This is a genomic window from Sphingomonas sp. (genome assembly GCF_017744835.1).
Classification (GTDB): Bacteria; Pseudomonadota; Alphaproteobacteria; order Sphingomonadales; family Sphingomonadaceae; genus Sphingomonas.
In genome coordinates, this window is sequence record NZ_JAGIAM010000001.1 from 564,073 (window position 1) to 590,253 (window position 26,181).

The window sequence follows — 26,181 nt, forward strand, 5'->3', positions numbered from 1 at the left end:
CGTCAGTTGGAAGGCGGCACGTCGAACTTGTCGCTGCGGCGCTTGTCGGAGCTTTCGATGAGGTCGTCGCTGCGTGCCGGCCGCGTCTGGGGCGGGGGCGCGAGCAGGTCCTCGGGCGTGGGAGTGGCGGTGGCGCCATAGGGGGCGACCGGGAGCGAGGCGCCCTCGGCGGGTTTGAGCGGCTCGCGCGCGCCGCAACCGGCGAGCAGGAGCGCAGCAAGCGCGCCCAGGGGCAGCAATGGCTTCATCGCCCTTCCTCCTCGCGTTTCGACCGCGCCGCCGCGATCGCCGCACGCACCCGCGCCGGCGCGGTGCCGCCGAAGCTCAACCGGCTGTTGACCGACGCGTCGACGCTGAGAACGCCATATACGCGATCGTCGATCCGCGCGTCGATCGCCTTCAACTGGTCGAGGCTGAGCTGGTCGAGCCGCACGCCAGCGCCTTCGGCCGCCGCGACGGCGCGGCCGGTGATGTGGTGCGCCTCGCGGAACGGCACGCCGGCCTCGCGCACCAGCCAGTCGGCGAGGTCGGTCGCGGTGGCGAAGCCGCTCTCGGCGAGCGCGCGCATGCGATCGGTGCGGAAGGTCGCGCTCTCCACCATGCCGGTCATCGCCGCGATGCACAGCTCGAGCAGGTCGTGCGCCTCGAACACCGGCGGCTTGTCGTCCTGCATGTCCTTCGAATAGGCGAGCGGCAGGCCCTTCATCGTCATCATGAGGGACACGAGCGCGCCGGTGATCCGGCCCGAATGGCCGCGGACCAGCTCGGCGGCGTCGGGGTTGCGCTTCTGCGGCATGATCGAGCTGCCGGTCGACCATTGATCGGACAGCGAGACGAAGCCGAAGGGCTGGCTCGCCCAGATCACGAATTCCTCGGCCAGCCGGCTGAGGTGCAGGCTGCACTGCGCCGCCGCCGTGAGATATTCGAGCGCGAAGTCGCGGTCCGAGACCGAATCGAGCGAGTTGCGCGTCGGCCCGTCGAAGCCGAGCGCTTGCGCCGTCGCCTCGCGGTCGAGCGGGAAGCCGGTGCCGGCGAGCGCGGCCGAGCCGAGCGGGCAGAGGTTCATCCGCTTGCGCGCATCGCGCAGCCGCGAGCGGTCGCGGTCGATCATCTCGAAATAAGCCATCAGGTGATGGCCGAGCGTCACCGGCTGCGCGCTCTGGAGATGGGTGAAGCCGGGCATCACGCTGTCGGCATGCTCCTCGGCGCGCGCGAGCAGCGCGTCCTGCAGCCCGGCCAGCGCCGCCTCGGCCTGGTCGATGGCGTCGCGCACCCAGAGGCGGAAGTCGGTTGCGACCTGGTCGTTGCGCGAGCGCGCGGTGTGGAGCCGGCCCGCGGTGGCGCCGATCTTCTCGGCGAGCCGCGCCTCGGTGAGCATGTGGATGTCCTCGAGCGCGAGATCGTCGGGCACGCCCTGCGCCTCGAAGTCCGCGGCGACCTGATCGAGCCCCTGGGTGATTCGCTCGGCATCGTCGGCCGCGACGATGCCCTGTTTGCCCAGCATCGAGACATGCGCCTTCGAACCGCGGATATCCTGCCGCCACATGCGCTTGTCGAACGGAATCGAGGCGTTAATCTCGCGCATGACAGCGGAAGGGCCTTCGGCGAAGCGCCCGCCCCACATTTTATTACCCTCTTGGGCATTGGAGCTCTGCTTGCGCTCGACGATCGTTCTTCTCCTTCTGGGCGCGGCGGTGATTGCGGGTTGCGATAGGCAATCCGCAACCGGAAGCCAAGCGAACGAAAGCGCGAATGCCGCGGCGGCCGCGGAGGCGCCTGCAGGCAAGGTCGACCGTAGCCACAAGGGCGAGGCGGCGCCCGACATCGCCTTCACCAGCCCCGACGGCAAGAAGCTGACGCTCGCCGATTTCCGCGGCAAGCCGGTGCTGCTCAACCTATGGGCGACCTGGTGCGCGCCGTGCGTCAAGGAAATGCCCACGCTCGATGCGCTGGCCCAGGCGAAAGGCGACGCGCTGCAGGTGCTCACCGTCAGCCAGGATTTCGAGGGCAAGACCAAGGTCGATCCCTATTTCGCCAAAGCCGGCTTCAAGCGGCTCAAGCCCTATCTCGACACCGAGGCGGCGTTCAGCCTGGGGCTGGGGCTCAACCTTCCGACCACGATCCTGTTCGATGCCGAGGGCCGCGAGGTCTGGCGCGTCACGGGCGAGATGGACTGGTCGAGCACGCAAGCGGCGCAACTTCTTGATGTATGATCTTAACCTGGGATAATCTATCGCAGGATTGGGGCGGCTCACCGAGCCCGCCGCGTGACATGGAAACCGGGGCCATGCCCGGGTGTTGATGATCAAGCAAAAGTCTGAGCGGGGTTGGTCAGGTGTCGAGGGATAAGCGCGATCTGCTCGCGGAAGTCGAGGAGACGCAGGAGAGGCTTCAAGCGAGCATCGAGGAGAGCAAGCGGCTGGCAGAACAGTCGCAGCAGCTCCTCGATCGGACTCGCCAGGAGTCGCGCGGCGAACAAACGGCCTGAGCGGCCCGGCGCACGCGCATCATTGGAGGTCTTCGAGCTCGCTCGGGTCGCGCGCGGCCTCGTCGACTGCATCGAGAATCTGGCAGAGCTGTTGCACCCTGGCCGAAGGCGCGCCGTCGCGCCCACCCAGGAATTCGCCGCGCGCCAGCGAGCACGCCTCGGCCAGCTCGCCCGCGGTCGCGCCCGTCGCGAGGATGTCCACCACGAAGTGATCGGGTATCTGCCCGGTGACGGCGACGATCTCTTCCCGCGTCATTGGTCCTCTCCCTGCGAATATGCAGGCAAGTGATTCCAATTCCTTGCGGCGACGACGGTTCCCTGGAGGCCGCGCCGGGCGCGGCGGCCGGGAAGAAGTGGATGCCCCGTGAGGATTCGAACCTCAATTGACGGAGTCAGAGTCCGTAGTCTTACCTTTAGACGACGGGGCAACGTGAGGCGCGCCAGATAGGGCGGCAATTCGGGCCTGTCAACGTGCCTCGCGGCCGGCCGCCTTGCCCATTGCACGGGGCTGCGCTAGCCTCGCTCCCAAGCACCGACGGCGCCGACCCGGAGCCGCGACGGACAGAACATAAGCGAGTGATATGATGGGGGATGGCCCTGCCAGACTACCCCGCGGCCGGAGCAGCGGCTCCGCCCGGCCAGTCCCGAAGCCGCCCGGCGACCGTCCGGGCCGCGCGCGCTGGCCCGAAGCGCGCCACTACGCCGCGCTCGACCTGGGCACCAACAATTGCCGGCTGCTGATCGCCCGCCCGCAAGGCGCCGGATTCGCAGTGATCGACGCCTTCTCGCGAATCGTCCGCCTCGGCGAGGGCCTGGCCACCACCGGGCGTCTGTCCGACGCCGCGATCGACCGCACGCTGGCGGCGCTGCGCATCTGCGCCGACAAGCTCAAGCGTCGCAACGTGGCGCTGGCGCGCTCGGTGGCGACCGAAGCCTGTCGCCGCGCGACCAACGGGCCCGAATTCATCGAACGCGTCTATCGCGAGACGGGCATCGTACTCGACATCATCACCGCCGAGGAAGAAGCGCGGCTGGCGGTGCTCGGCTGCCATGCGCTGCTCGAGCCCGGAGACGGCCCCGCGCTGGTGTTCGACATCGGCGGCGGCTCGACCGAGCTGGTGCTGGTCGATTCGCGCGCCGAAGTACCGCGTATCCTCGATTGGCACAGCGCGCCCTGGGGCGTGGTCTCGCTCACCGAGGCAGTAGGGCTCGCGGGCAACGACGCCGATTCGCGCCAGGTCGCCTATGCCGAGATGCGCGCCCGCGTGGCGGAAGCCTTTGCCCCCTTCGTCGCGCGGCTGCGCCCTCCCCGGGGCACGCCCCGGCTGCTGGGCACCAGCGGCACCGTCACCACGCTCGCCAGCGTCCATCTGGGGCTGCCCACTTACGACCGGTCGGTGGTTGACGGGCTGATCGTGCCAGCGCAGGCGATGCGCGACGTGAGCCGCCGCATCGCAGGCATGAGCATGGCCGAACGCAGCCAGGTGCCCTGCATCGGCGCCGAGCGTGCGGACCTGGTGGTGGCGGGCTGCGCGATTCTGGAGACGATCCTCGATTTCTGGCCCGCCGAGCGGCTGGGGATCGCGGACCGCGGCATTCGTGAGGGTATATTGCGCAGGCTGATGAGCGGAGTGGTATTGTGAGCCGGGGCGGCGGGCGCGGCCATACGCGCGTGCTCACGGCGAAGCGGCGCACCCCGCAATCGACGCGCTGGCTCGAGCGCCAGCTCAACGACCCCTATGTGAAAAAAGCCAAGGCCGAGGGCTATCGCAGCCGTGCGGCCTACAAGCTGATCGAGCTCGACGAGAAATTCGGCTTCCTGAAGGGCGCCAAGCGTGTGGTCGACCTGGGAATGGCCCCGGGCGGCTGGACCCAGGTGGTGCGCAAGCGCCTTCCGAAGGCGGCGGTGGTGGGGATCGACCTGCTGCCGGTCGATCCGATCGACGGCGCGACGATCCTCCAGATGGACTTCATGGACGACAAGGCGCCCGACAGGCTGATCGAGGAACTCGGCGGTGCGCCCGACCTGATCGTGTCCGACATGGCCGCGAACACCGTCGGCCATCCGCAGACCGACGCGCTGCGGACGATGGGGCTGGTCGAGACCGCGCTGGATTTCGCCATCCAGACGCTCGAGCCGGGCGGAACCTTCGTCGCCAAGGTGTTCGCGGGCGGGGCCGATTCGGCGCTGGTTGCCGAGATGAAGCGCAATTTCGCGACCGTGAAGCATGCCAAGCCGCCGGCGAGCCGCAAGGGATCGGTCGAGTGGTTCGTGGTCGCGCAGGGCTTCAAGGGCCGCCGGGACGGCGAATCTTCCGCATCCTGACAAACTTTTGCGACAGGCCGGGCGCAGCATGCACGCCGGCCGCCCTGCTTTCGGGGCGAGTCGCAGGAGATTTCATGCGATGAAAAAGCTGTTGCTCGGCGCCGCGATGCTCGGCGTGACGATGGGCGCGGGATCGATCCAGGCCGCGGCGCAGGACCGCCCGGGCGGGATGATGGCCGCGCTGTTCCCTGATCCCAATGGTGACGGCGCCACCAGCAAGGACGAGATGCTCGCCGCGAGCGATGCGCGATTCGGCGGGCTTGATACCAACAAGGACGGCAAGCTGAGTGCGCAGGAGATCGAGGCGGTGGGGCGCGGCAGCCGGATGCTGACGCGCGCCGATTCGGACGGCGACGGACAGATCACCCAGGCCGAGGCGCGCGCTGCCGCGGCGGCGCGCTTCGACCGGCTCGATGCCAATCACGACGGGCGGATCGACCAGGCAGAGCGCGACGCGCTGCGCCAGCGCATGGGCCCGATGCCCGGCGGCGAGCCCAAGAAGAACTGAACCGCAAACAAAAAGGCCGGGGAAGCACCCCGGCCCTTTTCGATCTGTTGCCGGAACCGGCGCCGCGGGGCTCAGCCCTCGTAATCGGCGCCCAGGTTCTGGTTGCGCGGCGGCGCGGCGGCGGTGAGGCGCAGTGCCTCGGCCGACTGCGCCAGCGAGCCGATCTCGTCGGGCGCTTCCTCGTCGTCGATCTGGACGCGCTGCAGGCTCGAGACCAGCGATTCCTCGAGATTGTCGGGACGCACGGTCTCTTCGGCGATCTCGCGCAGCGCGACGACCGGGTTCTTGTCGCGGTCGCGATCGAGCGTGAGCTCGGCGCCGCCCGAGATCTGCCGGGCGCGCTGCGCCGCAAACAGCACCAGGTCGAACCGGTTGGAGACCTTGTCGACGCAATCCTCGACTGTGACGCGCGCCATCTACGCTTCCTTGGAATCTAATGTGCCGGAAAGGTCGCGGACTTAGGGTCAGGGGCCCGCAATGTCAAGAAATCCGGCCGAGCGCGCAGCGGCTTGCCCTTTGCCGCGGCTTTCCCCATCAACATGCCATGACCGTCTCGCCCTCGCCCAGCTTCACGGTCGCCGGCAATCGGCTGACATTGCTGACCGAAGGCCCCGAACGATTGGAGAAGCTGCTCGAGCTGATCGGCTCGGCCAAGCGGTCGCTGCGAGTGCTCTACTACATCTATGTCGACGACGAGGCGGGCCAAGCGGTCCGCCAGGCTCTGATCGACGCGGCGGCACGCGGCGTCGAGGTGCATTTGATCGTCGACGGGCTGGGCAGCGAGCCCGCCGCGGCGGCGCGATTCTTCGATCCGCTCCGGGAAGCCGGCATCGACCTGTGCCGCTTCGTGCCCCGCTGGGGCAGGCGCTATCTGCTGCGCAACCACCAGAAGCTGACGCTGGCCGACGAGGAGCGCGTCATCATCGGCGGCTTCAACATCGAGGACAGCTATTTCGGCACCCCCGACCAGGCGGCGTGGCGCGACCTGGGGCTGATGGTCGAGGGGCCGGCGGCGGGCCGGCTGACGGGCTATTTCGACGCGCTCGCCCGCTGGACGCGGCAGAGCAAGGCGCCGCTGCGCCAGCTCGGCCGGCTGCTCAGCAGCTGGAGCGAGCCCGAAGGGACGATGCGCTGGCTGCTGGGTGGGCCGATGCGCGAGCTTTCGCCCTGGGCGCGCGTGGTCAAGCGCGACTTGAAGCAGGCGCGCTCGATCGACCTGATCGCCGCCTATTTCGCCCCGACCCCGGGCATGCTCCGCAAGCTGGACAAGGCCGCCAAGCGCGGCCGGGTGCGGCTGGTGCTGCCGTCGAAGCTCGACCATGGCGCGGCGATCTGGGCAGCGCGCTTCACTTATGCCGGGCTGCTGCGCAAGCGAGTCGAGATCTACGAATATCAGCCGACCAAGCTGCACACCAAGCTGTTCGTGATCGACGACGTCGTCCACATCGGATCGGCCAATTTCGACATCCGGTCGATGTACCTGAACCTGGAGCTGATGCTGCGGATCGAGGATCGCGACTTCGCCGCGCACGTCCGCCGCTATGTCGATGGCGAAGTCGCGCTTTCGGAGCGGATCACCCCATCGCTCTACAAGGCGCGCACGGGCCCGTTCACTCGGCTCAAGCAGCTCGCCGCCTATTTCGTGATGGCGGTGCTCGACCTGCGCGTGACGCGCCGGCTCAACTTCAGGCCGAGGCACCGGCGCTAGCGCGCCTTCATTCGCCGGGGATGTCAACCGTGTGGCCCAGCGTGTCGCGGACGTAGAGCCGCTTGACCAGCACGAAGGCGACCACGACCAGCGGCGCGGCGAGCAGCACGCCGAGCGGCCCGAACAACACGCCCGCGGCGAGCACGCCGAGCAAGGTCAGCGCGGGCGGAATCGAGACGGTGCGGCGTACGATCAGCGGCGTGATCAGATTGCCCTCGGCCTGCTGGACGATCACATAGACCGCGAGCGCATAGACCATCATCTCGGGACTGACGGTGAGCGCGATCAGCAGGCCGGGGATCGCCGCCGCCACCGGGCCGACGAAGGGAATGAACTCGGTGATGCCGGCGATCAGCCCGAGGGCGAGGGCCGAAGGGACGCCGACGAGCCAGAGCCCGGCGGCGGTGAGCACGCCGACGAGCAGCATCGCGACGAGCTGGCCGATCAGCCACAGGTTGAGCGCGCGGCCGGCGTTGCGCATCGCCGCGATGAGCTGGTCGTGGTGGCTGCGCGGGAAGAGCATCGCGATCCCCTCGACATAGAGCGAAGGGCTGAGCGCAAGATAGACGCCGGCGAACAGCGCGATGATCAAATTGGCCAGCGCGCTCCCCAGCGTTCCCAGAAAACTTCCGAAGCGCGACGCGACGTCGCGCGAGCTGGGCGTCGCCTCGCGCAGCCATTCGAGCAGGTTGTTGCCGAGCACGCTTCCGCCGAGCTTTGCCTGGAGCGCGGCCCAGCCGCGCGCGAGCTGCGATTGCAGCGCGTCGAAATCCTGAGTCATGCCCGCGCCGAACAGCGCGCCGGCGGCTGCAAGGAGGAGGAGCAGCACGAGCACCGCGAGCATCACCGCGGTGTGATCGGGCACGCGCGTCCAGCGGCGGATCGGCGCGGCGAGCGCGCGCAGCACCACGGCGATCAGTGCCGCCCCGAAGATCAGCAGCAGGACCTGCGCCAGCGCATAGGCCAGCAGCGCCAGAACGACGAACAGCAGCGCGACCGCGCAGCGGCGGGCGAAATCGGCGATGCTCAAACGGCCTCCGCATATCGTTGCGCCCTAGAGACGAGCGCAACGGCATGCGGGTTCCCTGGGGAACCGGAACCGCGCCGGCTCAGATGCTCTGCGAGTGACGCCCGCTCGGCCGAGCGATGTCGCACAGCGCCTCGCCGGCATGCGGCGCCTCGTCGGCGGCGGCATCGCTCAGCGAGATCACGCCGACGAGCCGCTTGTTGCGATCGACCACCGGCAGGCGGCGGATCTGCAGCTCGGCCATATTGTCGAGCACGTCGTCGAGATCCTCGTCCTCGAAGCAATAGCGCACCTCGGCGCTCATCACGTCGCGCACCCGCGCGTCGGGCCGGTTGCCGGCGCCCACGCCGCGAACCGCGATGTCGCGGTCGGTCAGCACGCCGACCAGCCGATCGTGCTCGCCGACCGGCAGGAAGCCGATGTCGACCACTGCCATCGTCCGCGCCGCTTCCTGGATGGTCTCGTCCGGATCCGCGATGCGCACGTCGCGGGTCATGCATTCGCTCACTTTCATGGCGACCTCCTGGCCCTGTCCAAGGGCCGAATGCTCCATGCATCCGCTACGCGCGGAGGGGCGCTTTGTTGCGCGCGATGGGACGAAGCGAGTGCGGCGCGAAGCGGGTCGTTGGTGCTTACCAGCCCGAGCCGCCGCCGCCGCCTCCCCCACCCCCCGACGAGCCCCCGCCCGACGATCCGCCGCCGCTGCTGCTCGGCGAGGTCGCGGCCGATGCGACGGTGCTGGCGAGCGAGGAGCCGACGCTGTCGGCGAAGCTGCCGGGATCGTCCCAGACATTGTCGTTGCCCGAATACCAGCCCATCGCATGCGAGGTCGCGCCGGAGGCAGCCGCGGCGGCGAGCACGCCCGAGAATTTCTGCGCCCAGTGATTCTCGACGCCGAGCGCGATGGCATAGGGCAGATAGCGTTCGAACAGCTCGGGAGTCTTCTCGGGCGGATGGAGCGTCTCGAGCCGCGCTTCCTCGGTGATGCCGAGATAGTGTTTGAAGCCTGCGATCCGGTCCATCACCGCCCGCCCCTCGCGCGTCGGCGCGACCATCCAGGCGAAGGCGGAGAGCGCGAGCGGGAGCATCGCGAGCGGCACGAACATCACCCAGCCGGCGACCTGGATCCCGCGGACCAGCGCGGCAGCGCCGCAGGCCAGCGCGACGAGCAGCGCGAGTCCCCAGAACAGGCCGGCGCGGTCCAGCCCGAGCTTGCGCCCCGGGCTGCGCTGGATGCGCCAGGCGAGGAACAGCGAAGCAAGCCCGAGCAGCGGGATCGCGGCGAACGGACCCGGGGCCGTCACCAGCATCGCCACGAGCGCGACGGACACCATCGCCGCCAGGACCGCAGCCATGCCCCAGAGCGACCAGCCGAGGTTGCTGACGAAGAATCTGCTCGAACAGGCGCGCTCGAGTTCCTTCGACAGTGCGGCCCGCGCGGCCTGCAGCGTCTCGTGATTGTCCTGCTTGAGCACGAGCTCGTTTCCGCCCGCGAAGAGCGATTCGAGCATCGCCTGCTCGGCCCCGCCGAGCGGCCGCCCGCCCTCGACTCGCTCGAGCGTGGTCGTGTCCTTGCCGAGCCAGCCGCCTTCCTCCTTGCGGATCCTGAGGTGGCCATGGACCGCGAGATCGATGATCGCGGCGCTGAACGCCTTGTTGTCGAAGCGCATCCGGCTGACGTAGCGGGCGACGGCGGGGCTCAGCCCGTCGGGCGGCGTGAAGATCGGGACCACCGTGCCCGCACGCGGCCCCCGCCCCGCTCGTGCCCAGGCGGCGAGATAATAGCCGCCGAGGGCGACCAGCGATGCGAGCCCGGCGGCGAGCGCGCCCCAGTCCTCGAGCCACCAATGGAGCCTGCGGGAGGCGTCGGGGCTCTCCACCACGCCCTTGGGAAAGGCTGCGGCGACGGTGAGCCCGTTTTCGGCCGGCAGTGGCCGCGTGGTGCGAAAGACGATCAGCCCCGGCTCGTCGCGGACCACTTCGGCGTCGCGCGCCCGCGATCCCTCGGGCCCGGTATAGGCGGCGCGATTGCCGAAGCGGACCGGCGCCGGCAGGCGGATGCGCGCCTCGGCGCTGTCGATCGGGAAGGTCCAGCCGGTGCCGGTGGCGTTCCAATAGAGCTCGTCATGATCCGCCGCGTGGATGAGCTGGCGCCCGGTGCGATAGCGGATCGCATAGACATGCTCACCGGGCGGCACGGTCACGTCCGCGCTGCCGATGCGGATGCGCTTGCCGTTGGAAAGGCCGATCAGCGCATAGGGCTCGGCATGGCCGTCGCGCGCCACCGACACGATTTCGAAGCGCACGCGCGTGCGCTGGCCGAGTCCATTGGCATAGCTGGTCGGGAAATCGCGCTGGATGCCGTGATCGATCTGGTCGCCGGTCGCGACGATACGGATCGTCTCGGTGACGTCGAGATCGCCGTTCGGCTGGATCGCGACGTCGCTGACGAAGCTGCGGATGCGCTCCTGCTCCTGTGCATGGGCGGCGAGCGGCAGCAGCAGCACCGCCAGCGCGATCGCGAGGGCGCGCATTTTCAGCCCGCGGCGGCCGAGAAGCTCACCTTGGGCGCGACCTGCAGCGCCGCCACATCATCGGCATAGGGCTCCTCGAGCTTGAAGCCGAGGGGGCCTGCGAGCAGCAGATCGGGGAAGGACTGGATGCGCGTGTTCAGGTCGCGCACCGTGGCGTTGTAATAGCGGCGCGCGCCGGCGAGCTCTTCCTCGATCGAGGCCAGCTCGTCCTGGAGCTGGCGGAAATTCTCGTCCGCCTTGAGATCGGGATAGGCCTCGGCCACCGCGAACAGCCGGCCGAGCATGCCGCTCATTGCCGCATCGGCCTGCGCGGTCGCGCCCACCCCCTTGGCCTGGACGGCATCGGCGCGGTGCGCGGTGACCGTCTCGATCAGTTCGCGCTCGTGCGTGGCATAGCCCTGAACGGTCGAGACGAGATTGGGGACGAGGTCCGCGCGGCGGCGCAGCTGGACAGTGATCCCGCTCCACCCCTCGCGCACCAGCGCGCGCAACCGCACCAGCCGGTTGTAGATCGCGATCAGAATGATCAGCAGCAGGACTGCTACGCCCAACAGGATCCACAAAAGCATCGCCATTCCCCCTGGCGCCTTGCGGGACAGTCTCCCGGCGCCGGAGCGAGCATATGTGCAAGTGTGAAGGCAACTCAAGCGTAACGATCGCACGAAAAAGGGCCGGGGTTTCCCCCGGCCCTGATCCTCGTGCCGATGATGCGATCAGGCGCGGGCCAGATCGAAACGGTCGCCGTTCATCACCTTGGTCCAGGCGGCGACGAAGTCCTTGACGAACCGCTCGCCTGCGTCGCTCGCGGCATAGACTTCGGAGAGCGCGCGGAGCTGCGAGTTCGAGCCGAACACCAGGTCGGTGCGCGTCGCGGTCCATTTCTGCTCGTCGGTCTTGCGGCAGGTGCCGACGAATTCCTCGTCGCCCTTGTCGTCGACCTGCTTCCACGCCGTGCCCATGTCGAGCAGGTTGACGAAGAAGTCGTTGGTCAGCTGCCCCGGCCGATCGGTGAACACGCCGTGCTTCGAACCGCCGTGGTTGGCGCCGAGCACGCGCAGGCCACCGACGAGCACCGCCATCTGGGGCGCAGAGAGCCCGAGAAGCTGCGCGCGATCGATCAGCAGCTCCTCGGTCGGCACGCTGAAGCGCACCGACAGATAGTTTCGGAAGCCGTCCGCCTTGGGCTCGAGCGGCTCGAAGCTGTCGACGTCGGTCTGCTCCTGGCTGGCGTCGCCGCGGCCCGAGGCGAAGGGGACGGTGATGTCGTAGCCGGCGGCCCGCGCCGCCTGCTCGACGCCCACCGAACCGCCGAGCACGATCAGGTCGGCGATGCTGACCGTGCCTGCAAAGCCCGCCTTGATGTCCTCATAGACCTGGAGGACCTTGGCGAGCTCGGCCGGCTCGTTGACTTCCCAGTCGCGCTGCGGGGCGAGGCGGATGCGCGCGCCGTTGGCGCCGCCGCGCTTGTCCGAATCGCGGAAGGTCGAGGCCGAGGCCCAGGCGGTCTTCACCAGCTGGCTGACGCTGAGGCCCGAGTCCGCGATCTTCTGCTTGAGCGTCGCGACGTCGGCGTCGCCGAGCTTGGTGCCGGCGGGGACCGGATCCTGCCAGATCAGGTCCTCGGCGGGCACTTCGGGGCCGAGGTAGCGCGCCTTGGGGCCCATGTCGCGGTGGGTGAGCTTGAACCAGGCGCGCGCGAAGGCGTCGGCGAATTCGTCCGGGTTCGCCCGGAAGCGCTCGGCGATCTTGCGATATTCCGGGTCCATCTTGAACGCCATGTCGGCGGTGGTCATCATCGTCGGCAGGCGACGATCCGGGCTGTGCGCGCCCGGCGCCATGTCCTCGGGCTTCGGGTTGATCGGCTGCCACTGCTTCGCGCCCGCGGGGCTGCGCACCAGCTCATACTCATAGTCGAGCAGCATGTGGAAATAGTTCATCGACCATTGGATCGGCGTCGGAGTCCATGCGCCCTCGAGACCCGAGGTGATGGTGTGGTCGCCGATGCCGCTCTCATGGCCCGACTGCCAGCCGAGGCCCTGCTGCGCGATGTCCGCGCCCTCGGGCTCGGCACCGACCTTCGAGGCGTCGCCCGCTCCATGGCACTTGCCGAAGGTGTGGCCGCCCGCAGTGAGCGCGAGCGTCTCCTCGTCGTTCATCGCCATGCGCGAGAAGGTCGCGCGGATGTCGCGCGCCGACTGCAGAGGATCGGGGTTGCCGCCCGGCCCCTCGGGATTGACGTAGATGAGGCCCATCTGGATCGCGGCGAGCGGATTCTCGAGCGCGCGGCCCGATTCCTCGTCGATGCGGGTCAGATTGCCTTCCTGGCCGACCCACTGCTCCTCGGTGCCCCAGTAGATGTCCTTCTCGGGCTCCCACACGTCCTCGCGTCCGCCGCCGAAGCCGAAGGTCGGCCCACCCATCGACTCGATCGCGACATTGCCGGCGAGGATCATCAGGTCCGCCCAGCTGAGCTTGCGCCCGTACTTCTGCTTGACCGGCCAGAGCAGGCGCCGCGCCTTGTCGAGATTGGCGTTGTCGGGCCACGAATTGAGCGGGGCGAAGCGCTGCGAGCCCGAAGACGCGCCGCCGCGGCCGTCGCCGGTACGATAGGTGCCGGCCGAGTGCCAGGCCATGCGGATGAAGAAGGGGCCGTAATGCCCATAATCCGCCGGCCACCAGGGCTGGCTGTCGGTCATCAGCGCCGTCAGGTCGCGCTTGACCGCCTGATAGTCGAGCGACTGGAACTCCCTGGCATAGTCGAAGTCGTCGCCCATCGGATTGCCGTGGCGGCCGTGCTGGTGGAGGATTTCCAGGCTGAGCTGGTTGGGCCACCAGTCGCGGTTGGTGCGCCCGAGAAGCGATCGGAGCGCCGCCGGCTCCTTGTTCGGATCGCTCAATGGGCTGCCGGTCGTCGTCGCGTCCATGTCGGTCGTCCTCTCTGTGGCTGATCCTCTCGAACGAGAGACTAACGCCGCGGCGGGACGATAGAAACGAGATAAAATCGTCACCGCGAGTTGGAAAATCGATCAGATCACGGATTCGTCATGACAAGGTCGCGGGACTGCAACCGATGCACCATGCCTGCGTAACAATGCCCGGCCAACGCCCCTCGGAATATCGAAACCATAATCCTCGGGGGACGCACCGTGACAAACCAAAGCCTGCGTGGCGGACTCGTCCGCCAGTCGATCTTCTGTGCCTGCTCGATCCTGGCGCTTGCGGTTCCGTTTGCGCATGCGCGCGCCGCCGCGACGCAGGGGCAATCGCAGCCGACCGACGGCAAGGGAGAACTGACGGGCCGGGTCATAGACCCCGCGACCGGCAGCTACCTGCGCAACGCGGACGTCAGGATCGAGACCGCCGGTGGTCAGGTCTTCACCGCGACGACGGGCGATGACGGCGTCTTCAGCCTGAACGGACTGCCGGCCGGCCCCGCCAAGGTAACGATCCGCTTCATCGGCCATCTCCCTCAGACTCAGGACGTGACGATCGCGCCGGGCGGCACCGTCAGAGTCGATTTCGAGCTCCTCCAGACCGGACGCGATGGTGAGGCGGCGAGCGCGGACGAAATCGTCGTCAGCGGCGAGCGCGAGGGCCAGGCGAACTCGATCATGGCCCAGCGCCGGGAAATGCAGATCGCCGACGTGATATCCACCGAGGCCTATGGCGACATCGCCGGCGGCAACCCGGCGGAAATGATCAAGTTCATGCCCGGCGTCGATGTGGACGGCACCAATGGATCCTCGATCTACGCCTCGTTGCGCGGGCTGCCGGGCGAGTTCACCCGCACCCAGCTGAACGGCATGGACGTCATCTCTGCGAACGCCAATTCGCCCACCGGCTATGCCAACTCGGCGGCTGCCGCGCGTGTGTTCAGCTATGAGGCGATCGGCATCTCGGCGATCGATTCGATCGTGCTGTACAAGACGGTCGGCGCCGATCAGAACGCCGACGCGCCCGCCGGTATCGTCGATCTGCGCACCAAGCACGCCTACAACCGCAAGAAGCCGGTCTTCACCGTCTCGCTCAGCGCGTTCACGTCGGACGACATGCTGGACAAATACCCCCATACCGGCCCGAAATCGGACGGATGGGGCTCGAAGCGTTTCCTGCCCAACGGAAGCCTGTTCTTCGCCGACAGCTTCCTCGGCAATCGCCTGGGCGTGATGTTCTCGCTGGGCTTCGCCGACCAGTATCTCGGCTATCAGCAGAACACGATGAGCCGTAGCTATGCGCCGACAGCCAAGAGCCCGTCGCCGCTGGCCTTCACTGCCTATGAAACCGCCGCCAGCCCGCGCGAGACTACGCGGCGCACCGGCTCGCTCCAGCTCGACTTCAAGGCGAACGATCACCTGAGCTTCGGCTTCCTGTCGATCCTCTATCGCGGCGACGTCTACCAGAACACCACCGGCGACGTGACCTACACCACCGGCGCGCGTAACGGCGTGATCGGCGATCCGCTGAGCAACTTCACCACCCTGTCCGGGGCGAAGATGACGGTGAGCGGCGGCGGCCAGTACAAGGTCAACAACGGCAACATCCTGGCGCCGAGCTTCGAATGGCGCAGCGGCAATTTCCGCCTCGACGGCAGCTTCGCTTATTCCGACAGCCACAGCTATTACGACACGCTGCACCGCGAACAGGTGGGCACCGCGCCCACGCTGACGCTCTCGGGCACACCGCAGTTCAACCTGTTCAAAAACAGCGCGGGCCTGATGGGCACCGACTGGACCGTCATCCAGACCGCGGGGCCCGACTGGTCAAACCCGGCCAATTACACGATGAGCGCCGCGCAGATCCGCACCAGCGGCGGTCAGGACGCCTTCATCTACGAGAAATCGGGCCAGATGAACGCCTATTACGACACGCATCTTGGCGACATGCCGCTGTCGTTCAAGGCGGGCTTCAAGATCAGCGATACCAACTATCGTTTCGGCGACGACACCAATCTGAGCAGAATCTACAACTATTCCGGGCCAATGACGAACGCTGAATTCATCCAGCACTTCGTGAACCCGTATAAGCGGACGGTGTTCGACCAGGCGGGGTCCTATCATTATTCCCTGTCTGGTTCGAACTACATCCCGACGTTCGACACCCACGCGCTCTATCTCGACTTCGTCAACAACCCGGGCAACTGGACCAAGGCGGTGCCGACCGCAGCCAATTATGCGGCCGCGGCCTACAACAATTCCACCAAGTTCGAAGAGAACATCAAGGCGGCCTACGGCATGGTGACCGCCGAGGTCGCGCCCCGGATGAAGCTGCGTGCTGGCCTGCGCGCCGAATGGGCCGACAATACTTCTTTCGGCTACACCCAGATGCCGGCGGCGGACCTCGCGACCCATGTCGACCCCGGCACCGGCAAGGCCTGCGCGGTGGACAAGGGCGGCATAGCCACCACCATTCCATGCGTCGACATCCAGTACGGCACCAACGGCATCCAGCGAACCACGGGCAGCTACTTCAAGCTGTTTCCCTCGGCTTCGCTCAAATGGACGGTCGGCCAGAGCAACGACATCGACATCGGCTACAGCAACACCATCCTGCGCCCCGGCCTGAACGCGACCGCTGGCAACGCCAGCTATGACCCACTGGGCGGCGAACTCGGCACCGGCCTGATCACCATCCCCAACCCGGGCCTGACGCCGGCGACGTCGGACAATTTCTCCGCACGCTACTCGCGCTATTTCAAGAGCGTCGGCCTGTTCAACATCGGCGTCTACTACAACCGGATCAGCGGGCTGGCGGTCGCACAGTCGAACCTGACCGCCGAGGAAGCCGGCTCCGCCGCGGCCCAAGCGCTGGTGCAGCTGGGCATCGACGATCCGACAGGTATCCTGTTCACCACCTACAAGCAGGTCAGCCTGGTCACGATCAAGGGCGTAGAGGCGAGCTTCCAGCACAGCTTCAGCTGGCTGCCAGCGCCGTTCGACGGCCTGTCGGTGCGCGGCGCCTTCATGCACAACGAGCCCAACACGCACGGCGACGATCCGCTGCTGCGCCTGGGCAACAACATCGGTTCGGCCGCGATCACCTATGAAAAGGGTCCGGTGCGCTTCTACGTCAACCTGCTGTGGAACGACGACAAGCTGCGGTCGACCACGCCAAGCTGGTTCCAGGCCCGCACCGATCTGAGCATGAACCTGCGGGTCAAGCTCACCAGGCAGCTGGAAATGTTCGCGACGATGGCAAACGTGCTCAACAAGCCGTACAATGTGGTCGTGCCCGGCAGCCTCGCGCCTGCCGTGGCCGACCAGCCGGTCATCCCCAATCACACCGCCATCGAGAACTGGTTCGGCCGTTCGGGCACGATCGGCTTCCGGGCCCGGCTCTAGGCGAGTCCGCATCCCGTTCCTCGAAAAAGAGTATTCCTGATGTCCGACACGCCGCTGTTCACGCGCCGCCGCCTGGTGACGGGCGCCGCGCAACTCGCCTCGCTCACTGCCGCGTCGATGCTGATGCCGCCCAATGTCCAGAAGCTGATGGCGCAGCCGCCGCGGCGCGCGGGCACGCTCAAGGACATCAAGCACGTCGTGCTGCTGATGCAGGAGAACCGTTCGTTCGATCACTATTTCGGCACGCTCTCGGGCGTGCGCGGCTTCGGCGATCCGCAGGCGCTGATGCTTTCCACCGGACGGAACGTCTTCCACCAGCCCGACGCGGAAAATCCTGCCGGCTATCTGCTGCCCTTCCACCTCGACACGCGCTCGACCAACGCGCAGGCGCTGCCCTCGACCAGCCATGCGTGGAAGGTCCAGCATCAGGCGTGGAACGGCGGGCGGATGGACCAGTGGCTGCCCGCGCACCGCGCCGCGGACGGCGCCGAGGGGCCCTATACGATGGGCTATTTCAAGCGCGAGGACATCCCGTTCCACTTCGCGCTGGCAGAGGCATTCACGATCTGCGACGCCTATCATTGCTCGGTGATGGGCCCGACCTGGCCCAACCGGCTCTACTATATGACCGGCACGATCGATCCCGATGCGCTCGCGGGCGGGCCGGTGCTCAGCAACAAGAAGCCGCCCGAGGGCTTCCGCTGGACCACCTATGCAGAGCGGCTCGAGGCGGCCGGTGTCCCCTGGGGCGTCTATCAATATGGCGAGCAGGGCAAGCGCGCCCACAACATGTTCAAGACCTTCGCGCAGTTCGCCAACGCGCCGGCGAGCTCGCCGCTGTGGGTCAAGGGGATGCCCGACACCGACGAGCAGCGCTTCGCCGACGACGTGCGCAACGATCGCCTGCCGGCGGTCTCCTGGATGTTCCCGGCGGCGGAGGCCAACGAGCATCCGGACAACATGCCGGCTGCGGGTGCGGACTTCATCGCGCGGCGACTGAACGAGCTGGCCGCCAACCCCGATGTCTGGGCCAAGACCGTGTTCATCCTCAACTATGACGAGAACGACGGCCTGTTCGACCATGTCGCGCCGCCGGTGCCGCCCGCGGCGACGCCGCACGAGTTCGTCGAAGGCCTGCCGATCGGCGGCGGCTTCCGCGTGCCATGCATCCTGGTCTCGCCGTGGACGATGGGCGGCTGGGTGTGCAGCCAGCCCTTCGACCACACCTCGATCCTGCAGTTCCTCGAGCGGCTGACCGGGGTGCGCGAGGCCAATATCAGCGACTGGCGGCGCCAGACCTTCGGCGACCTGACCTCGGCCTTCCGCTTCGACCAGCCGATGCGCCGGCCGCCGGTGCTGCCCGCCACCGGTGACATGCTGGCGTTCGCGAAGAACGCGGCGGCGAATTTCCCCGCGCCGCCCATTCCCGGCGCGGAGCAGCAGGCCCCGGTGCAGGAGAAGGGCACGCGCAAGCGGGTATAACGGTCATGGCGCGGCTGCATTCGCTTCTGCTGGTGGCTTGCCTCCTCACGTCGGCGATGGCGCGCGGCGCCGCGCCCGCCGGCGGTCAGGCCGCGCCCACGGCAGAACGCGGCCAGGCGATCTATGCGGCGCGCTGCGCGGCGTGCCATGGCGAGCGGATGGAAGGGATCGAAGACGCACCGCCGCTTATCGGCGCGCGCTTCGACAGCCACTGGCGCGGGCGCCCGGCCGCGCTGCTCGACAAGATCCGGCGTTCGATGCCGCAGGACGATCCGGGCTCGCTCTCGCCCGCCGAAGCGGAAGTGATCGTGGCGGCGATCCTAGAGGCGAATCCCGCGCCTGCCGGCCGCTGAGCCGGTGAGGACGGCCTAGGGCTTCAGGCTGCAGCCCGCCGGCACGCGCACCGGGCTGCAGCGCGCCATCGCCCTGTCGGGCAGCGTGACGACGAAGCCGCGCCCGAGCGGATCGGGCGCGCCGGGATAATAGTCGGTGCTCACGGCCTGGGCGCCGCTCCCCATCGCCGCGCGCGCCTTGGAGAGGTCGCCAGTGCGCGCCTCCACCGTGTTGGCGTCGGTGCGCGTCCTGACGATCATCCCTTCCGAAACCCAGCGGCGGATCTTGTCGCCGTCGACCAGCGGATCCTGGACGATCTCGATCGCGGCTTCGGGCTGGTCTTCGGGATACCAGCCGAACATCGCCCGCCCTGCCAGCGACGGATGGCCGGCGCGATAGACGTCGGACACGGCGCTGCGCACGTCGAGCAGGATGTAGATGCGGCCGCGTGCGGCCGACAGTGCGGGCCAGCCGCGCGTGCGCACCGCCTCGCGCAGGCTCGGCGCCGAGCCGCGCACCTCGTCGGGCGTGATGAGGCGCTTGCTGGGCAGCACGGTGCGGATCTCGCCGTCGAGCGCATCGAGCAGCGCGGCATTGTCGAGCGGCAGCGGGTCGGAAATGCCGGGCCGGCCCGAAGGCGTGTCGGCGGCATTGATCGTGATCATGATCGGCAGGTGCCGCGGATGCGCGCGCGACCAGCGGTCGATCTCGCCGAGGCAGCGCACCAAAGTCACGCAGGTGCTGAGATAGTCGACATCGGGGATGTGGAACACCTTGAAGCCCGGCCGCAGCATCGCCGGGCGATCGAAGCCGGTGGCCTCTCCCGCCGCCTTGGCCAGCGCCTCGCCCTTGGGATCGGCGTATCGCCCGCCCTGCGGATCGGCGAAGACGTCGAGCTCGAGCTGGCGGACGCCGGCGTCGAGCTGCTGCGCCAGCGGCAGGTGATAATAGTCGAGCCCCTCGGCGAGCCCCGGGCCCGCTGCGCGGATCTTCGCCATCACAGACGCCGGTATCCGCGCCTTGAAGCTGTTGTGCGAACCGACCACCTGGATGTCGTTCATCGCCTGCGGGGCGGGCGCCGCGCCGGCCAGAGCGAACGCTGCGGCGGCCGCGAATATCGCCTTGCCCATCAGAACTCCGTCCTCACGCCGAACAGGATCGTCCGGCCCCAATAATGGATCTCGTTGTAGCGGATCGGATCGTCGCTGTAGCTATACTGGCGCGCGCCGGCGATGTTGATCGCCTCGAGGCTCAGCGTCGTCTTGTCGGTCACGCGGAACGAGAGGTTGCCGTCCAGCGAACCGAACGCGTCGATATAGCTCGGCGTATTGGTGGAGCTGCCGGTGCCCGACAGATATTTGTCGCGCCACGTATAGGACAGCCGCGCCGAGACCGGACCATAATCGTAGAAGCCGACGAGGTTGAAGCTGTTCTTCGACAGCCCGAGCAGCTGGTCTTTGATCGTCCGCGTGCCCGCGGTGTAATCCGCCTGCACCGAAGTGTGGGTGTACGAGGCCTGGAAGCCGAGGCCGTCGAGCGGCCGGGGCAGGAAGGTGAACACCTGGTTGTAGGCAGCTTCGGCACCATAGACCTTGGCGTTGCCGCCATTGACTTGCGTGCTCAGCAGGATCTGGCCGCGGCCGGGGATATCGACAAGGGCGTTCTGCTGCGTGATGTAATTGTCCAGCGCCTTGTAGAACAGCGCGCCGGTCAGCGAGCCCTTGCGGCTGAAATACCATTCGAGCGAGCCGTCGAACTGGGTGGCGAGGAACGGCAGCAGCTCGGGATTGCCGCCGCTTCCCGTCGCGGCGTCGGTCGAGACGCTGATCTGCGGCGAGCTCTGGGTGACGTTCGGCCGCGTGAGCACGCGGCTGGCGGCGAGGCGCGCGACAAGGGTCGGGCTCAGCTCGGCGCGCAGATTGAAGCTCGGCAACCAGTTGTTGAAGGTCTTGGGGAAGCTCGCCTCTTTCCAGTCGTTGCCGACGGTGAGCGTACCGCTCGAGACCTGATCGGTGTGCACGAAGCGCAGGCCGATATTGCCGGTGACGCTGGAGCCGATCGCGTAATCGGCGCGGACATAGCCGCTCGCGGTCTTCTCGCTGACGACATAGGAAGCGCGGCGATCACCCGTAGTGAGCGGGGCATTGGCGACCGCGGGGGTGAACAGCTTGTCGTAGAAGACGCTGGTGATCGGGACGATCCAGTTGCGCGGGGCGTTGCCGGGCACGTCGCTGAGGAAATCGTCGAACGGCATCGGCTCATAGCCGTCGGGCGCGAAGCTGGTCAGCGGGATCTTGCCCGGATCGACCGTGAAGTCGCGGCGCCAATAGTCGCGCTTGCGCGAGTGATATTCGCCCCCGGCGGCGACCTTGGTCAGGAAGCCGCTCATCTCGTGCCCGACGTCGAGGCGCGAGTACCAGTCCCAGTCCTTGCTGTTCTTGGGCGCGATGTTGAACGGGTAGAGGACGTAGTTCGCCGGATCGCTGGGATCGAGCGTGGTGGTGAAGGTCGGGATCACCTTGTAGCCGCCGGAGGAATCATAGGTCAGCGGCGCGAAGAACTGGATGCGGCTGCGCACCGTGCCCTCGGCATAGCTGGGGTGGAAGCTGTGGGCGTAGGACCAGTTGATATTGGCCGAGACGTCCCAGCTCTCGGGCTTCCAGCTCTGCTTGAGGCCGATGGTGACCAGGTCGTGCCGGTTGAGGCTGTATTCGCGCGACGCCATGAAGCGCACGTCGTTGATCGTGGCCGCGACGACGGTGTTGCCGTCGAGCTTGACCGAGCCGGGGACCAGCACCGGCCGGTGGCCCGAGACGCTGGCGTCGTCGGGATAGATGTCGAGGCCGAACTCGTCATAGGCGACGTCGAGCCGCGTCGCGAGCACGTCGAGCGTGGTCTCGAGCTCGGGCGAGGGGCGCCACTGTGCCGAAATCAGCCCGGAGACGCGCTCGCGCTCCTCGGTCTCCACCGTCGGGCGCGTGCGGGTGGGCGTGTAGAAGCCTGTCCCCAGTACCGACGTGAATTTGTCGGCGTTCCAGCCGGTATTGTACCAGCGATCGTTGCGGACCGACTTGGCCCAATATTGCACCCCGGCGAGGATGCCGAAGCTGCCATCGCCCGTGGTGGCGCTGTGCAGCAGCGTCGCGTTGGGCTTCACCTTCTCGGTCAGCGAGGTGTAGGTGCCGCGCAGGTTGAGCGTGGTCTTGTTGCCGACGTCGAGCGGGCGGAAGGTCCGCACGTCGATGTTGCCGCCCAGCGCGCCCTCGGTCATGTCGGCGGTCGGCGTCTTCACCACGTCGATCTGCGAGACGAACTCGGCCGGCAGCATCTCGAAGCGGAACTGGCGGCCGTTGGCACCGCCGTTCTCGACCAGGTCGTTGATCGCGATCGTGCGGCCGTTGAGCAGGGTGCTCTGGAACTGCGGGCCGAGGCCGCGCACGCTGACGTAGAGCCCCTCGCCGCGCGGGCGCGTGATCGCGACGCCGGTGACCAGCTGGAGCGCCTCGGCGACGTTCTGGGTGGGGAATTTGCCGATATCGGTCGATGCGATCGAATCGACGCCGAACGCCGCGCGCCGCTTGGTCTCGGTCGCGGCGGCGAGGCTGTCCGCATAGGAGCCGGTGACGACGATCTCGTCCGCAGCCTCGTCCGAGGGCCCGGCCTGCGCCTGGGCGGCGGTCACCGCACTTTGGGCATGGGCAGGGCTCGCGACGGCAAGAGCGGCCAGGGTGTAAGGAAGCGTTGCCCAAAGCAGGCGTGAACGATGCGACATGCGGTTATCTCCCCCGAGCTCCATGGCTCACTGCAGGGGGCCCTAGTCGCGGCTTCTTACATCGCGGCGGCCGCTGCGTTGCATTTGCATTTCGATCGGCGGGCAAAATGCTGACGGACGCGTTACCGCCGAGGTGGCACGCAGGCCGTCGCCGGCACTGGCCGAACTCGGATGTGGTTTCCGGGGCCTATTGGCGCGTCGGCCTTTCCATCATCCCGCCGCAGAACGCCCGACGGTCGATCGCATAAAACTCCGCGCGCGGCAGGAGCACGCCGAGATCCGCGCGACTGATGTCGAAGCTATCGGGCAGGTCGGCCAGCGCCCGATCGATGTCCTCGAGATGAAGGCCCGAAGCCTGCATCGATGCTCCGAGAGCGCTAGGGCGTCTCACGCCAGCTCTGTGGCGGGACAATAGGCCTGCAGGAATTCCGGATGCGTCGGCATTTCCGCAGTCAGGTCGGCGATTTCCCCTCGCAGCCGCTCGAGTTCGTGGCGCAACTGATGCTCCGGCACCATTTTGGCGAGTTGATGATAGCCGCGCGGGGCCATGCGCTGGCCGAGCAGCACCGAAGCCCAGCTGTCTATCCGGAACAGCTCGTTCGGCAGCTGATAGGCGCGCGCATCCTCCCGCCACAGTGCGAGCCTCGCCTTGAGGCTGTCGGGGATGTCCATCGTCCGGCAACGGTTCCAGAAGGGGGAATCGTCGCGCTCGGTGATGTGATAGTGCAGGATGATGAAATCGCGGATATTCTCGAATTCCTCCCGCGATTTGGCGTTGAAGCGGCCGAGCAGCGCCTCGTTGAACCCGTTGAACGGGAAATCCTCGATCAGCCGCGTCACCGCCGCCATCATGAGGTGGATGCTGGTCGATTCGAGCGGCTCGATGAAGCCGCCGGCGAGGCCCAGGCCGACGCAGTTCTTTTCCCAGCTCTTCACGCGCATGCCGGTCTTGAAGCGCACCAGCCAAGGCTCGACCATGGGCTCGCCGTCGATCTCGGCGAGCAGCCGCGCGTGCGCTTCGTCGTCGGACAGGAACTCGTTGCAGAAGACGAAGCCGTTGCCCTCGCGCTGCTGCAGCGGGATGCGCCATCGCCAGCCCGTCTCATGCGCATAGGCGCCGGTATAGGGCTGCGGCGGCCGCGTCGATGTCGACTGGACCGCCACCGCGCTGTTTGTGCTGATCCAGTGCCCCCAATCCTCGAACGGCACTTCCAGCGCATCGCCGAGCAGGAGCGAGCGGAAGCCGGTGCAGTCGATGAACAGATCGGCCTCGATCCGCTCACCCGATTCGAGCTCGATCGCATCGATGAAGCCGCTTTCGGGGTTGCGCTCGACGCGCTGGATCTTGCCTTCGACGCGCTTGACCCCGGCCGGCTCGGCGAGGCCGCGCAGGAAGCGGGCATAGCGCGCGGCGTCGACGTGATAGGCGTAGCTCGGCGCCACCGCAGTCTCGAGCGACATGCGGTTGGCCTCGCCCGCGACCCACTCGAGACAATATTCGCCGAGCTCGCCGCCGAACCCCTGCGACTTCGCGTGCAACCAGAAATGATGGAAGTCCGCCATCCAGCTCCAGCGGCGGCCGATGATGCCGAAGGGGTGGATGTAGCGGTCGCCGATCCGGCCCCAGTTGCGGAACTCGATCCCCAGCTTCACCGTCGCCTGCGCGGCGGACATGAACGCGTCTTCCTTGATCTTCATCAGCGTGTGGAAGCCGCGGAAGGTCGGCACGGTCGATTCACCCACGCCTATGGTCGAGATCGCATCGGATTCGACGAGAGTGATGTCGAGCAGCGGACCGAGATGACGCACCAGCGCGGTCGCGGTCACCCAGCCGGCCGTACCTCCGCCGGCCACCACTACCCGCTTCACGATCTGCTCCGACGAAGGCGACACCGCCATGCGCATTCCTTCTGATTCGAGTTGTCCGCGCCGATCCGGGCGGATGCCCACCCCGGATCGAGCGAAGGGAGAAGAGTGCGGCCCCGGCTACGCTCCGGCGGCGGCGCCCTGCGCGACGAGGACGTCGTCCTCCTCATCCTCGTTGAGCTGGCCTAGTGCCCCGCTGGCACGTGCCTTGCGGCCATAGACCAGCTCGAAGAGCGGGCTCGCCATCAGCGTCGTGACGATCGCCATCACCACCAGCATCGAGAAGAGCGCGGGGCCGATAATGCCCTTCTGCAGCCCGATATTGATGATGATCAGCTCCATCAGTCCGCGCGCGTTCATCAGCGCGCCGACCGCCATCGCCGTGGGATTGTCCTGGCCGGTCAGCCGCGCCGCTGCCCAGCAGGCGCCGCCCTTGGCGAGGATCGAACCGGCGACGATCACGCTCGCGATCGCCGCCAGCTCGAGGCTGTTGACCATGGTGAGCTGGGTATTGAGGCCCGAGAAGGCGAAGAACATCGGCACCAGCAGCGCCGTGGTGAAGGGCTCGATCTGCTTGCGGATCTCGCGCGTCAGCAGCCCCCGTGGCATGGCGACGCCGAGCAGGAAGCCGCCGAACACCGAGTGCAGCCCGGCCCCGTCCATCGCCCAGGCGCTGAGCCCGAACAGCATGATCACCACCGCGAGCAGCGGCGGCGTGATCTTGCCTTCGCGTTCGGCCCAGCGTGCGAGCGGCGCAAATACGCGCGGGCCGAAGAACACCATGAATGCCGCGAACAGCCCGCCGCCGACGATCGCCTTGACCGCGACGACCGACCCGCCGCCGAAGCTCGCCAGCACGATCGCGAGCACCGTCCATGCGCCCGCATCGTCGATCGCGCCGGCTGAAAGCGACAGCGAGCCGAGCGGCGTCCGCGTGATGCCGCGTTCCTGGATGATGCGCGCGAGCACCGGGAAGGCTGTGATCGAGATGCAGGCGCCGGTGTAGAGCGTCGCCTGAAACGGGCTGACACCATCCCCGAACAGGTCGAGCCCGATAAGCCACGGCGTCAGCGCGACGGCAACGAGGAACGGCGCGACCATGCCCGAGAGGGACACCGCCACCGCGCTCTTCGCATTGAGCCGGAAATGGTCGGTGCGGAAGCCGAGGCCGACCATGAACATGTAGAGTCCGACACCAAGCTGCGAGACCACGTAAAGGACCGATTTGGTCTCCTTGGGGAAGATCATCGCCTGGATATCGGGGGCGAGAAGCCCGAGCAGCGACGGCCCGAGGATCACGCCGGCGATCATCTCGCCGATCACCTGGGGCTGGTCGAAGAAACGCTTCATGATCCAGCCCATCGCGCGGCAGGCCGCGACGATGACGAAGATCTGCATGAAGAACGCGACGCTGAGTTCGCCCGGACTCATTCTTTCCCCTCCTTTGCGCTGCGCGGCGTGACAACGTTATCAGTCACCTTCGACCACGTCGGCAATTCGACCGAGAGAGGCGGAATGACCCTTTTCAGGCAAGCAAATTTGCCCGCCGAAATACTCACGGAATGCAGATTTCCCGGCGCACGGCCCGACTTGTGGCGGGCGAGACACAAGGTAGGTACATACCTACGTATTATTAGAGCGTTGGCAGGTTCGAACAGCCGGGTCGAATCCGTATTCGGGGCGAACTTCTTGGCCGCAGCCCACACAAATCGGTGCTGCATGACAGGACCGAGGTGTGGAACTCCATTGTTCTCACCCGCGGTCGAACGGGCCGGAGCGAACGCTGTGAGGGATGGGCT

Annotated in this window: 22 protein-coding genes and 1 tRNA gene; 8 read left to right on the forward strand and 15 right to left on the reverse strand. The window is 67.4% G+C overall.

Annotated elements, in window-relative coordinates; translation table 11 throughout:
- Nucleotides 1–2: 2 nt before the first annotated feature.
- Both J7500_RS02640 and argH read right to left on the reverse strand, forming a co-directional pair.
- A complete protein-coding gene (locus J7500_RS02640; RefSeq protein ID WP_294059808.1) occupies nucleotides 3–248 on the reverse strand; it encodes a hypothetical protein in 246 nt (81 codons plus the stop codon).
- Nucleotides 245–1,624 carry an argininosuccinate lyase gene (gene argH / locus J7500_RS02645; RefSeq protein WP_294059810.1) on the reverse strand — a complete coding sequence of 460 codons (1,380 nt, stop codon included), beginning with the start codon at nucleotides 1,622–1,624 and terminating at the stop codon, nucleotides 245–247. The genes J7500_RS02640 and argH overlap by 4 nt, the downstream gene beginning before the upstream one ends.
- Before the next feature lie 31 nt (nucleotides 1,625–1,655).
- Between argH and J7500_RS02650 the strand changes: the two genes are divergently transcribed.
- The gene (locus J7500_RS02650) at nucleotides 1,656–2,213 is read left to right on the forward strand and encodes a TlpA disulfide reductase family protein (RefSeq protein ID WP_294059811.1); all 558 of its coding nucleotides are present in this window, start codon (nucleotides 1,656–1,658) and stop codon (nucleotides 2,211–2,213) included.
- 294 nt (nucleotides 2,214–2,507) lie between these two features.
- On the opposite strand, the gene J7500_RS02655 is transcribed toward J7500_RS02650, so the two are convergent.
- Complete coding sequence (locus J7500_RS02655; RefSeq protein ID WP_294059813.1) at nucleotides 2,508–2,744, reverse strand: hypothetical protein; 237 nt, start codon at nucleotides 2,742–2,744, stop codon at nucleotides 2,508–2,510.
- Between the two features lie 98 nt (nucleotides 2,745–2,842).
- Nucleotides 2,843–2,916 (reverse strand) — tRNA-Gln (locus J7500_RS02660).
- 156 nt (nucleotides 2,917–3,072) lie between these two features.
- Here J7500_RS02660 and J7500_RS02665 point away from each other — a divergent pair.
- The 3 genes from J7500_RS02665 (at nucleotide 3,073) to J7500_RS02675 (ending at nucleotide 5,322) form a co-directional block, all read left to right on the forward strand.
- A complete protein-coding gene (locus tag J7500_RS02665; protein ID WP_294060661.1) occupies nucleotides 3,073–4,131 on the forward strand; it encodes a Ppx/GppA phosphatase family protein in 1,059 nt (352 codons plus the stop codon).
- The gene (locus J7500_RS02670) at nucleotides 4,128–4,814 is read left to right on the forward strand and encodes an RlmE family RNA methyltransferase (protein WP_294059815.1); all 687 of its coding nucleotides are present in this window, start codon (nucleotides 4,128–4,130) and stop codon (nucleotides 4,812–4,814) included. Before J7500_RS02665 ends, J7500_RS02670 begins: the two co-directional genes overlap by 4 nt.
- Nucleotides 4,815–4,893: 79 nt before the next feature.
- Nucleotides 4,894–5,322 carry an EF-hand domain-containing protein gene (locus J7500_RS02675; RefSeq protein WP_294059817.1) on the forward strand — a complete coding sequence of 143 codons (429 nt, stop codon included), beginning with the start codon at nucleotides 4,894–4,896 and terminating at the stop codon, nucleotides 5,320–5,322.
- 71 nt (nucleotides 5,323–5,393) lie between these two features.
- Here the strand turns inward: J7500_RS02675 and rpoZ are convergent, their stop codons facing one another.
- The gene (gene rpoZ / locus J7500_RS02680) at nucleotides 5,394–5,738 is read right to left on the reverse strand and encodes a DNA-directed RNA polymerase subunit omega (RefSeq protein WP_294059819.1); all 345 of its coding nucleotides are present in this window, start codon (nucleotides 5,736–5,738) and stop codon (nucleotides 5,394–5,396) included.
- A 128-nt stretch (nucleotides 5,739–5,866) separates the two neighbouring features.
- Here rpoZ and J7500_RS02685 point away from each other — a divergent pair, with 128 nt between their 5' ends.
- Nucleotides 5,867–7,030: a phosphatidylserine/phosphatidylglycerophosphate/cardiolipin synthase family protein gene (locus tag J7500_RS02685; protein ID WP_294059820.1), complete on the forward strand. Its 1,164-nt coding sequence runs from the start codon at nucleotides 5,867–5,869 to the stop codon at nucleotides 7,028–7,030.
- Nucleotides 7,031–7,037: 7 nt separating this feature from the next.
- Here the strand turns inward: J7500_RS02685 and J7500_RS02690 are convergent, their stop codons facing one another.
- The 5 genes from J7500_RS02690 to katG all read right to left on the reverse strand — a co-directional run bounded on the left by J7500_RS02690 (nucleotide 7,038) and on the right by katG (nucleotide 13,515).
- On the reverse strand, nucleotides 7,038–8,060 hold the full coding sequence (locus tag J7500_RS02690; RefSeq protein WP_294059823.1) for an AI-2E family transporter: 1,023 nt from the start codon (nucleotides 8,058–8,060) through the stop codon (nucleotides 7,038–7,040).
- 79 nt (nucleotides 8,061–8,139) lie between these two features.
- Complete coding sequence (locus tag J7500_RS02695; RefSeq protein ID WP_294059826.1) at nucleotides 8,140–8,571, reverse strand: CBS domain-containing protein; 432 nt, start codon at nucleotides 8,569–8,571, stop codon at nucleotides 8,140–8,142.
- A gap of 118 nt (nucleotides 8,572–8,689) precedes the next feature.
- The gene (locus J7500_RS02700) at nucleotides 8,690–10,591 is read right to left on the reverse strand and encodes a DUF2207 domain-containing protein (RefSeq protein ID WP_294059827.1); all 1,902 of its coding nucleotides are present in this window, start codon (nucleotides 10,589–10,591) and stop codon (nucleotides 8,690–8,692) included.
- Nucleotides 10,592–10,593: 2 nt separating this feature from the next.
- Complete coding sequence (locus tag J7500_RS02705; protein ID WP_294059829.1) at nucleotides 10,594–11,166, reverse strand: LemA family protein; 573 nt, start codon at nucleotides 11,164–11,166, stop codon at nucleotides 10,594–10,596.
- 138 nt (nucleotides 11,167–11,304) lie between these two features.
- Nucleotides 11,305–13,515: a catalase/peroxidase HPI gene (gene katG / locus J7500_RS02710; RefSeq protein ID WP_294059830.1), complete on the reverse strand. Its 2,211-nt coding sequence runs from the start codon at nucleotides 13,513–13,515 to the stop codon at nucleotides 11,305–11,307.
- A 222-nt stretch (nucleotides 13,516–13,737) separates the two neighbouring features.
- Here katG and J7500_RS02715 point away from each other — a divergent pair, with 222 nt between their 5' ends.
- From J7500_RS02715 to J7500_RS02725, 3 genes are read left to right on the forward strand one after another with little or no spacing between them, the layout of a single operon-like run.
- Complete coding sequence (locus tag J7500_RS02715) at nucleotides 13,738–16,929, forward strand: TonB-dependent receptor (RefSeq protein ID WP_294059833.1); 3,192 nt, start codon at nucleotides 13,738–13,740, stop codon at nucleotides 16,927–16,929.
- A 39-nt stretch (nucleotides 16,930–16,968) separates the two neighbouring features.
- Nucleotides 16,969–18,411, forward strand: coding sequence for an alkaline phosphatase family protein (locus J7500_RS02720; RefSeq protein WP_294059835.1), 1,443 nt, complete (start codon nucleotides 16,969–16,971; stop codon nucleotides 18,409–18,411).
- A 5-nt stretch (nucleotides 18,412–18,416) separates the two neighbouring features.
- Nucleotides 18,417–18,764 carry a cytochrome c gene (locus J7500_RS02725; protein WP_294059837.1) on the forward strand — a complete coding sequence of 116 codons (348 nt, stop codon included), beginning with the start codon at nucleotides 18,417–18,419 and terminating at the stop codon, nucleotides 18,762–18,764.
- 15 nt (nucleotides 18,765–18,779) lie between these two features.
- Here the strand turns inward: J7500_RS02725 and J7500_RS02730 are convergent, their stop codons facing one another.
- From J7500_RS02730 to J7500_RS02750, 5 genes are all read right to left on the reverse strand, one after another.
- Nucleotides 18,780–19,874, reverse strand: coding sequence for a Ca2+-dependent phosphoinositide-specific phospholipase C (locus tag J7500_RS02730; RefSeq protein ID WP_294059840.1), 1,095 nt, complete (start codon nucleotides 19,872–19,874; stop codon nucleotides 18,780–18,782).
- Nucleotides 19,874–22,516: a TonB-dependent receptor gene (locus tag J7500_RS02735; RefSeq protein WP_294059842.1), complete on the reverse strand. Its 2,643-nt coding sequence runs from the start codon at nucleotides 22,514–22,516 to the stop codon at nucleotides 19,874–19,876. The genes J7500_RS02730 and J7500_RS02735 overlap by 1 nt, the downstream gene beginning before the upstream one ends.
- Before the next feature lie 187 nt (nucleotides 22,517–22,703).
- Nucleotides 22,704–22,877, reverse strand: a complete 174-nt coding sequence (locus J7500_RS02740) for a hypothetical protein (protein WP_294059843.1) — start codon at nucleotides 22,875–22,877, stop codon at nucleotides 22,704–22,706.
- Nucleotides 22,878–22,903: 26 nt separating this feature from the next.
- The gene (locus tag J7500_RS02745) at nucleotides 22,904–24,415 is read right to left on the reverse strand and encodes a tryptophan halogenase family protein (protein WP_294059845.1); all 1,512 of its coding nucleotides are present in this window, start codon (nucleotides 24,413–24,415) and stop codon (nucleotides 22,904–22,906) included.
- A gap of 87 nt (nucleotides 24,416–24,502) precedes the next feature.
- Nucleotides 24,503–25,813, reverse strand: coding sequence for a cation:proton antiporter (locus J7500_RS02750; protein WP_294059847.1), 1,311 nt, complete (start codon nucleotides 25,811–25,813; stop codon nucleotides 24,503–24,505).
- Nucleotides 25,814–26,181: the final 368 nt, after the last annotated feature.

Bases quoted from the DNA above. Each gene is read 5' to 3' on its own strand.
- J7500_RS02640 (WP_294059808.1), bottom strand. From the start codon at position 248: ATGAAGCCATTGCTGCCCCTGGGCGCGCTTGCTGCGCTCCTGCTCGCC.
- argH (WP_294059810.1), bottom strand. From the start codon at position 1,624: ATGTGGGGCGGGCGCTTCGCCGAAGGCCCTTCCGCTGTCATGCGCGAG.
- J7500_RS02655 (WP_294059813.1), bottom strand. From the start codon at position 2,744: ATGACGCGGGAAGAGATCGTCGCCGTCACCGGGCAGATACCCGATCAC.
- J7500_RS02665 (WP_294060661.1), top strand. From the start codon at position 3,073: ATGGGGGATGGCCCTGCCAGACTACCCCGCGGCCGGAGCAGCGGCTCC.
- J7500_RS02675 (WP_294059817.1), top strand. From the start codon at position 4,894: ATGAAAAAGCTGTTGCTCGGCGCCGCGATGCTCGGCGTGACGATGGGC.
- rpoZ (WP_294059819.1), bottom strand. From the start codon at position 5,738: ATGGCGCGCGTCACAGTCGAGGATTGCGTCGACAAGGTCTCCAACCGG.
- J7500_RS02685 (WP_294059820.1), top strand. From the start codon at position 5,867: ATGACCGTCTCGCCCTCGCCCAGCTTCACGGTCGCCGGCAATCGGCTG.
- J7500_RS02695 (WP_294059826.1), bottom strand. From the start codon at position 8,571: ATGAAAGTGAGCGAATGCATGACCCGCGACGTGCGCATCGCGGATCCG.
- J7500_RS02700 (WP_294059827.1), bottom strand. From the start codon at position 10,591: ATGCGCGCCCTCGCGATCGCGCTGGCGGTGCTGCTGCTGCCGCTCGCC.
- J7500_RS02705 (WP_294059829.1), bottom strand. From the start codon at position 11,166: ATGGCGATGCTTTTGTGGATCCTGTTGGGCGTAGCAGTCCTGCTGCTG.
- katG (WP_294059830.1), bottom strand. From the start codon at position 13,515: ATGGACGCGACGACGACCGGCAGCCCATTGAGCGATCCGAACAAGGAG.
- J7500_RS02720 (WP_294059835.1), top strand. From the start codon at position 16,969: ATGTCCGACACGCCGCTGTTCACGCGCCGCCGCCTGGTGACGGGCGCC.
- J7500_RS02725 (WP_294059837.1), top strand. From the start codon at position 18,417: ATGGCGCGGCTGCATTCGCTTCTGCTGGTGGCTTGCCTCCTCACGTCG.
- J7500_RS02730 (WP_294059840.1), bottom strand. From the start codon at position 19,874: ATGGGCAAGGCGATATTCGCGGCCGCCGCAGCGTTCGCTCTGGCCGGC.
- J7500_RS02735 (WP_294059842.1), bottom strand. From the start codon at position 22,516: ATGTCGCATCGTTCACGCCTGCTTTGGGCAACGCTTCCTTACACCCTG.
- J7500_RS02740 (WP_294059843.1), bottom strand. From the start codon at position 22,877: ATGCAGGCTTCGGGCCTTCATCTCGAGGACATCGATCGGGCGCTGGCC.
- J7500_RS02745 (WP_294059845.1), bottom strand. From the start codon at position 24,415: ATGGCGGTGTCGCCTTCGTCGGAGCAGATCGTGAAGCGGGTAGTGGTG.
- J7500_RS02750 (WP_294059847.1), bottom strand. From the start codon at position 25,813: ATGAGTCCGGGCGAACTCAGCGTCGCGTTCTTCATGCAGATCTTCGTC.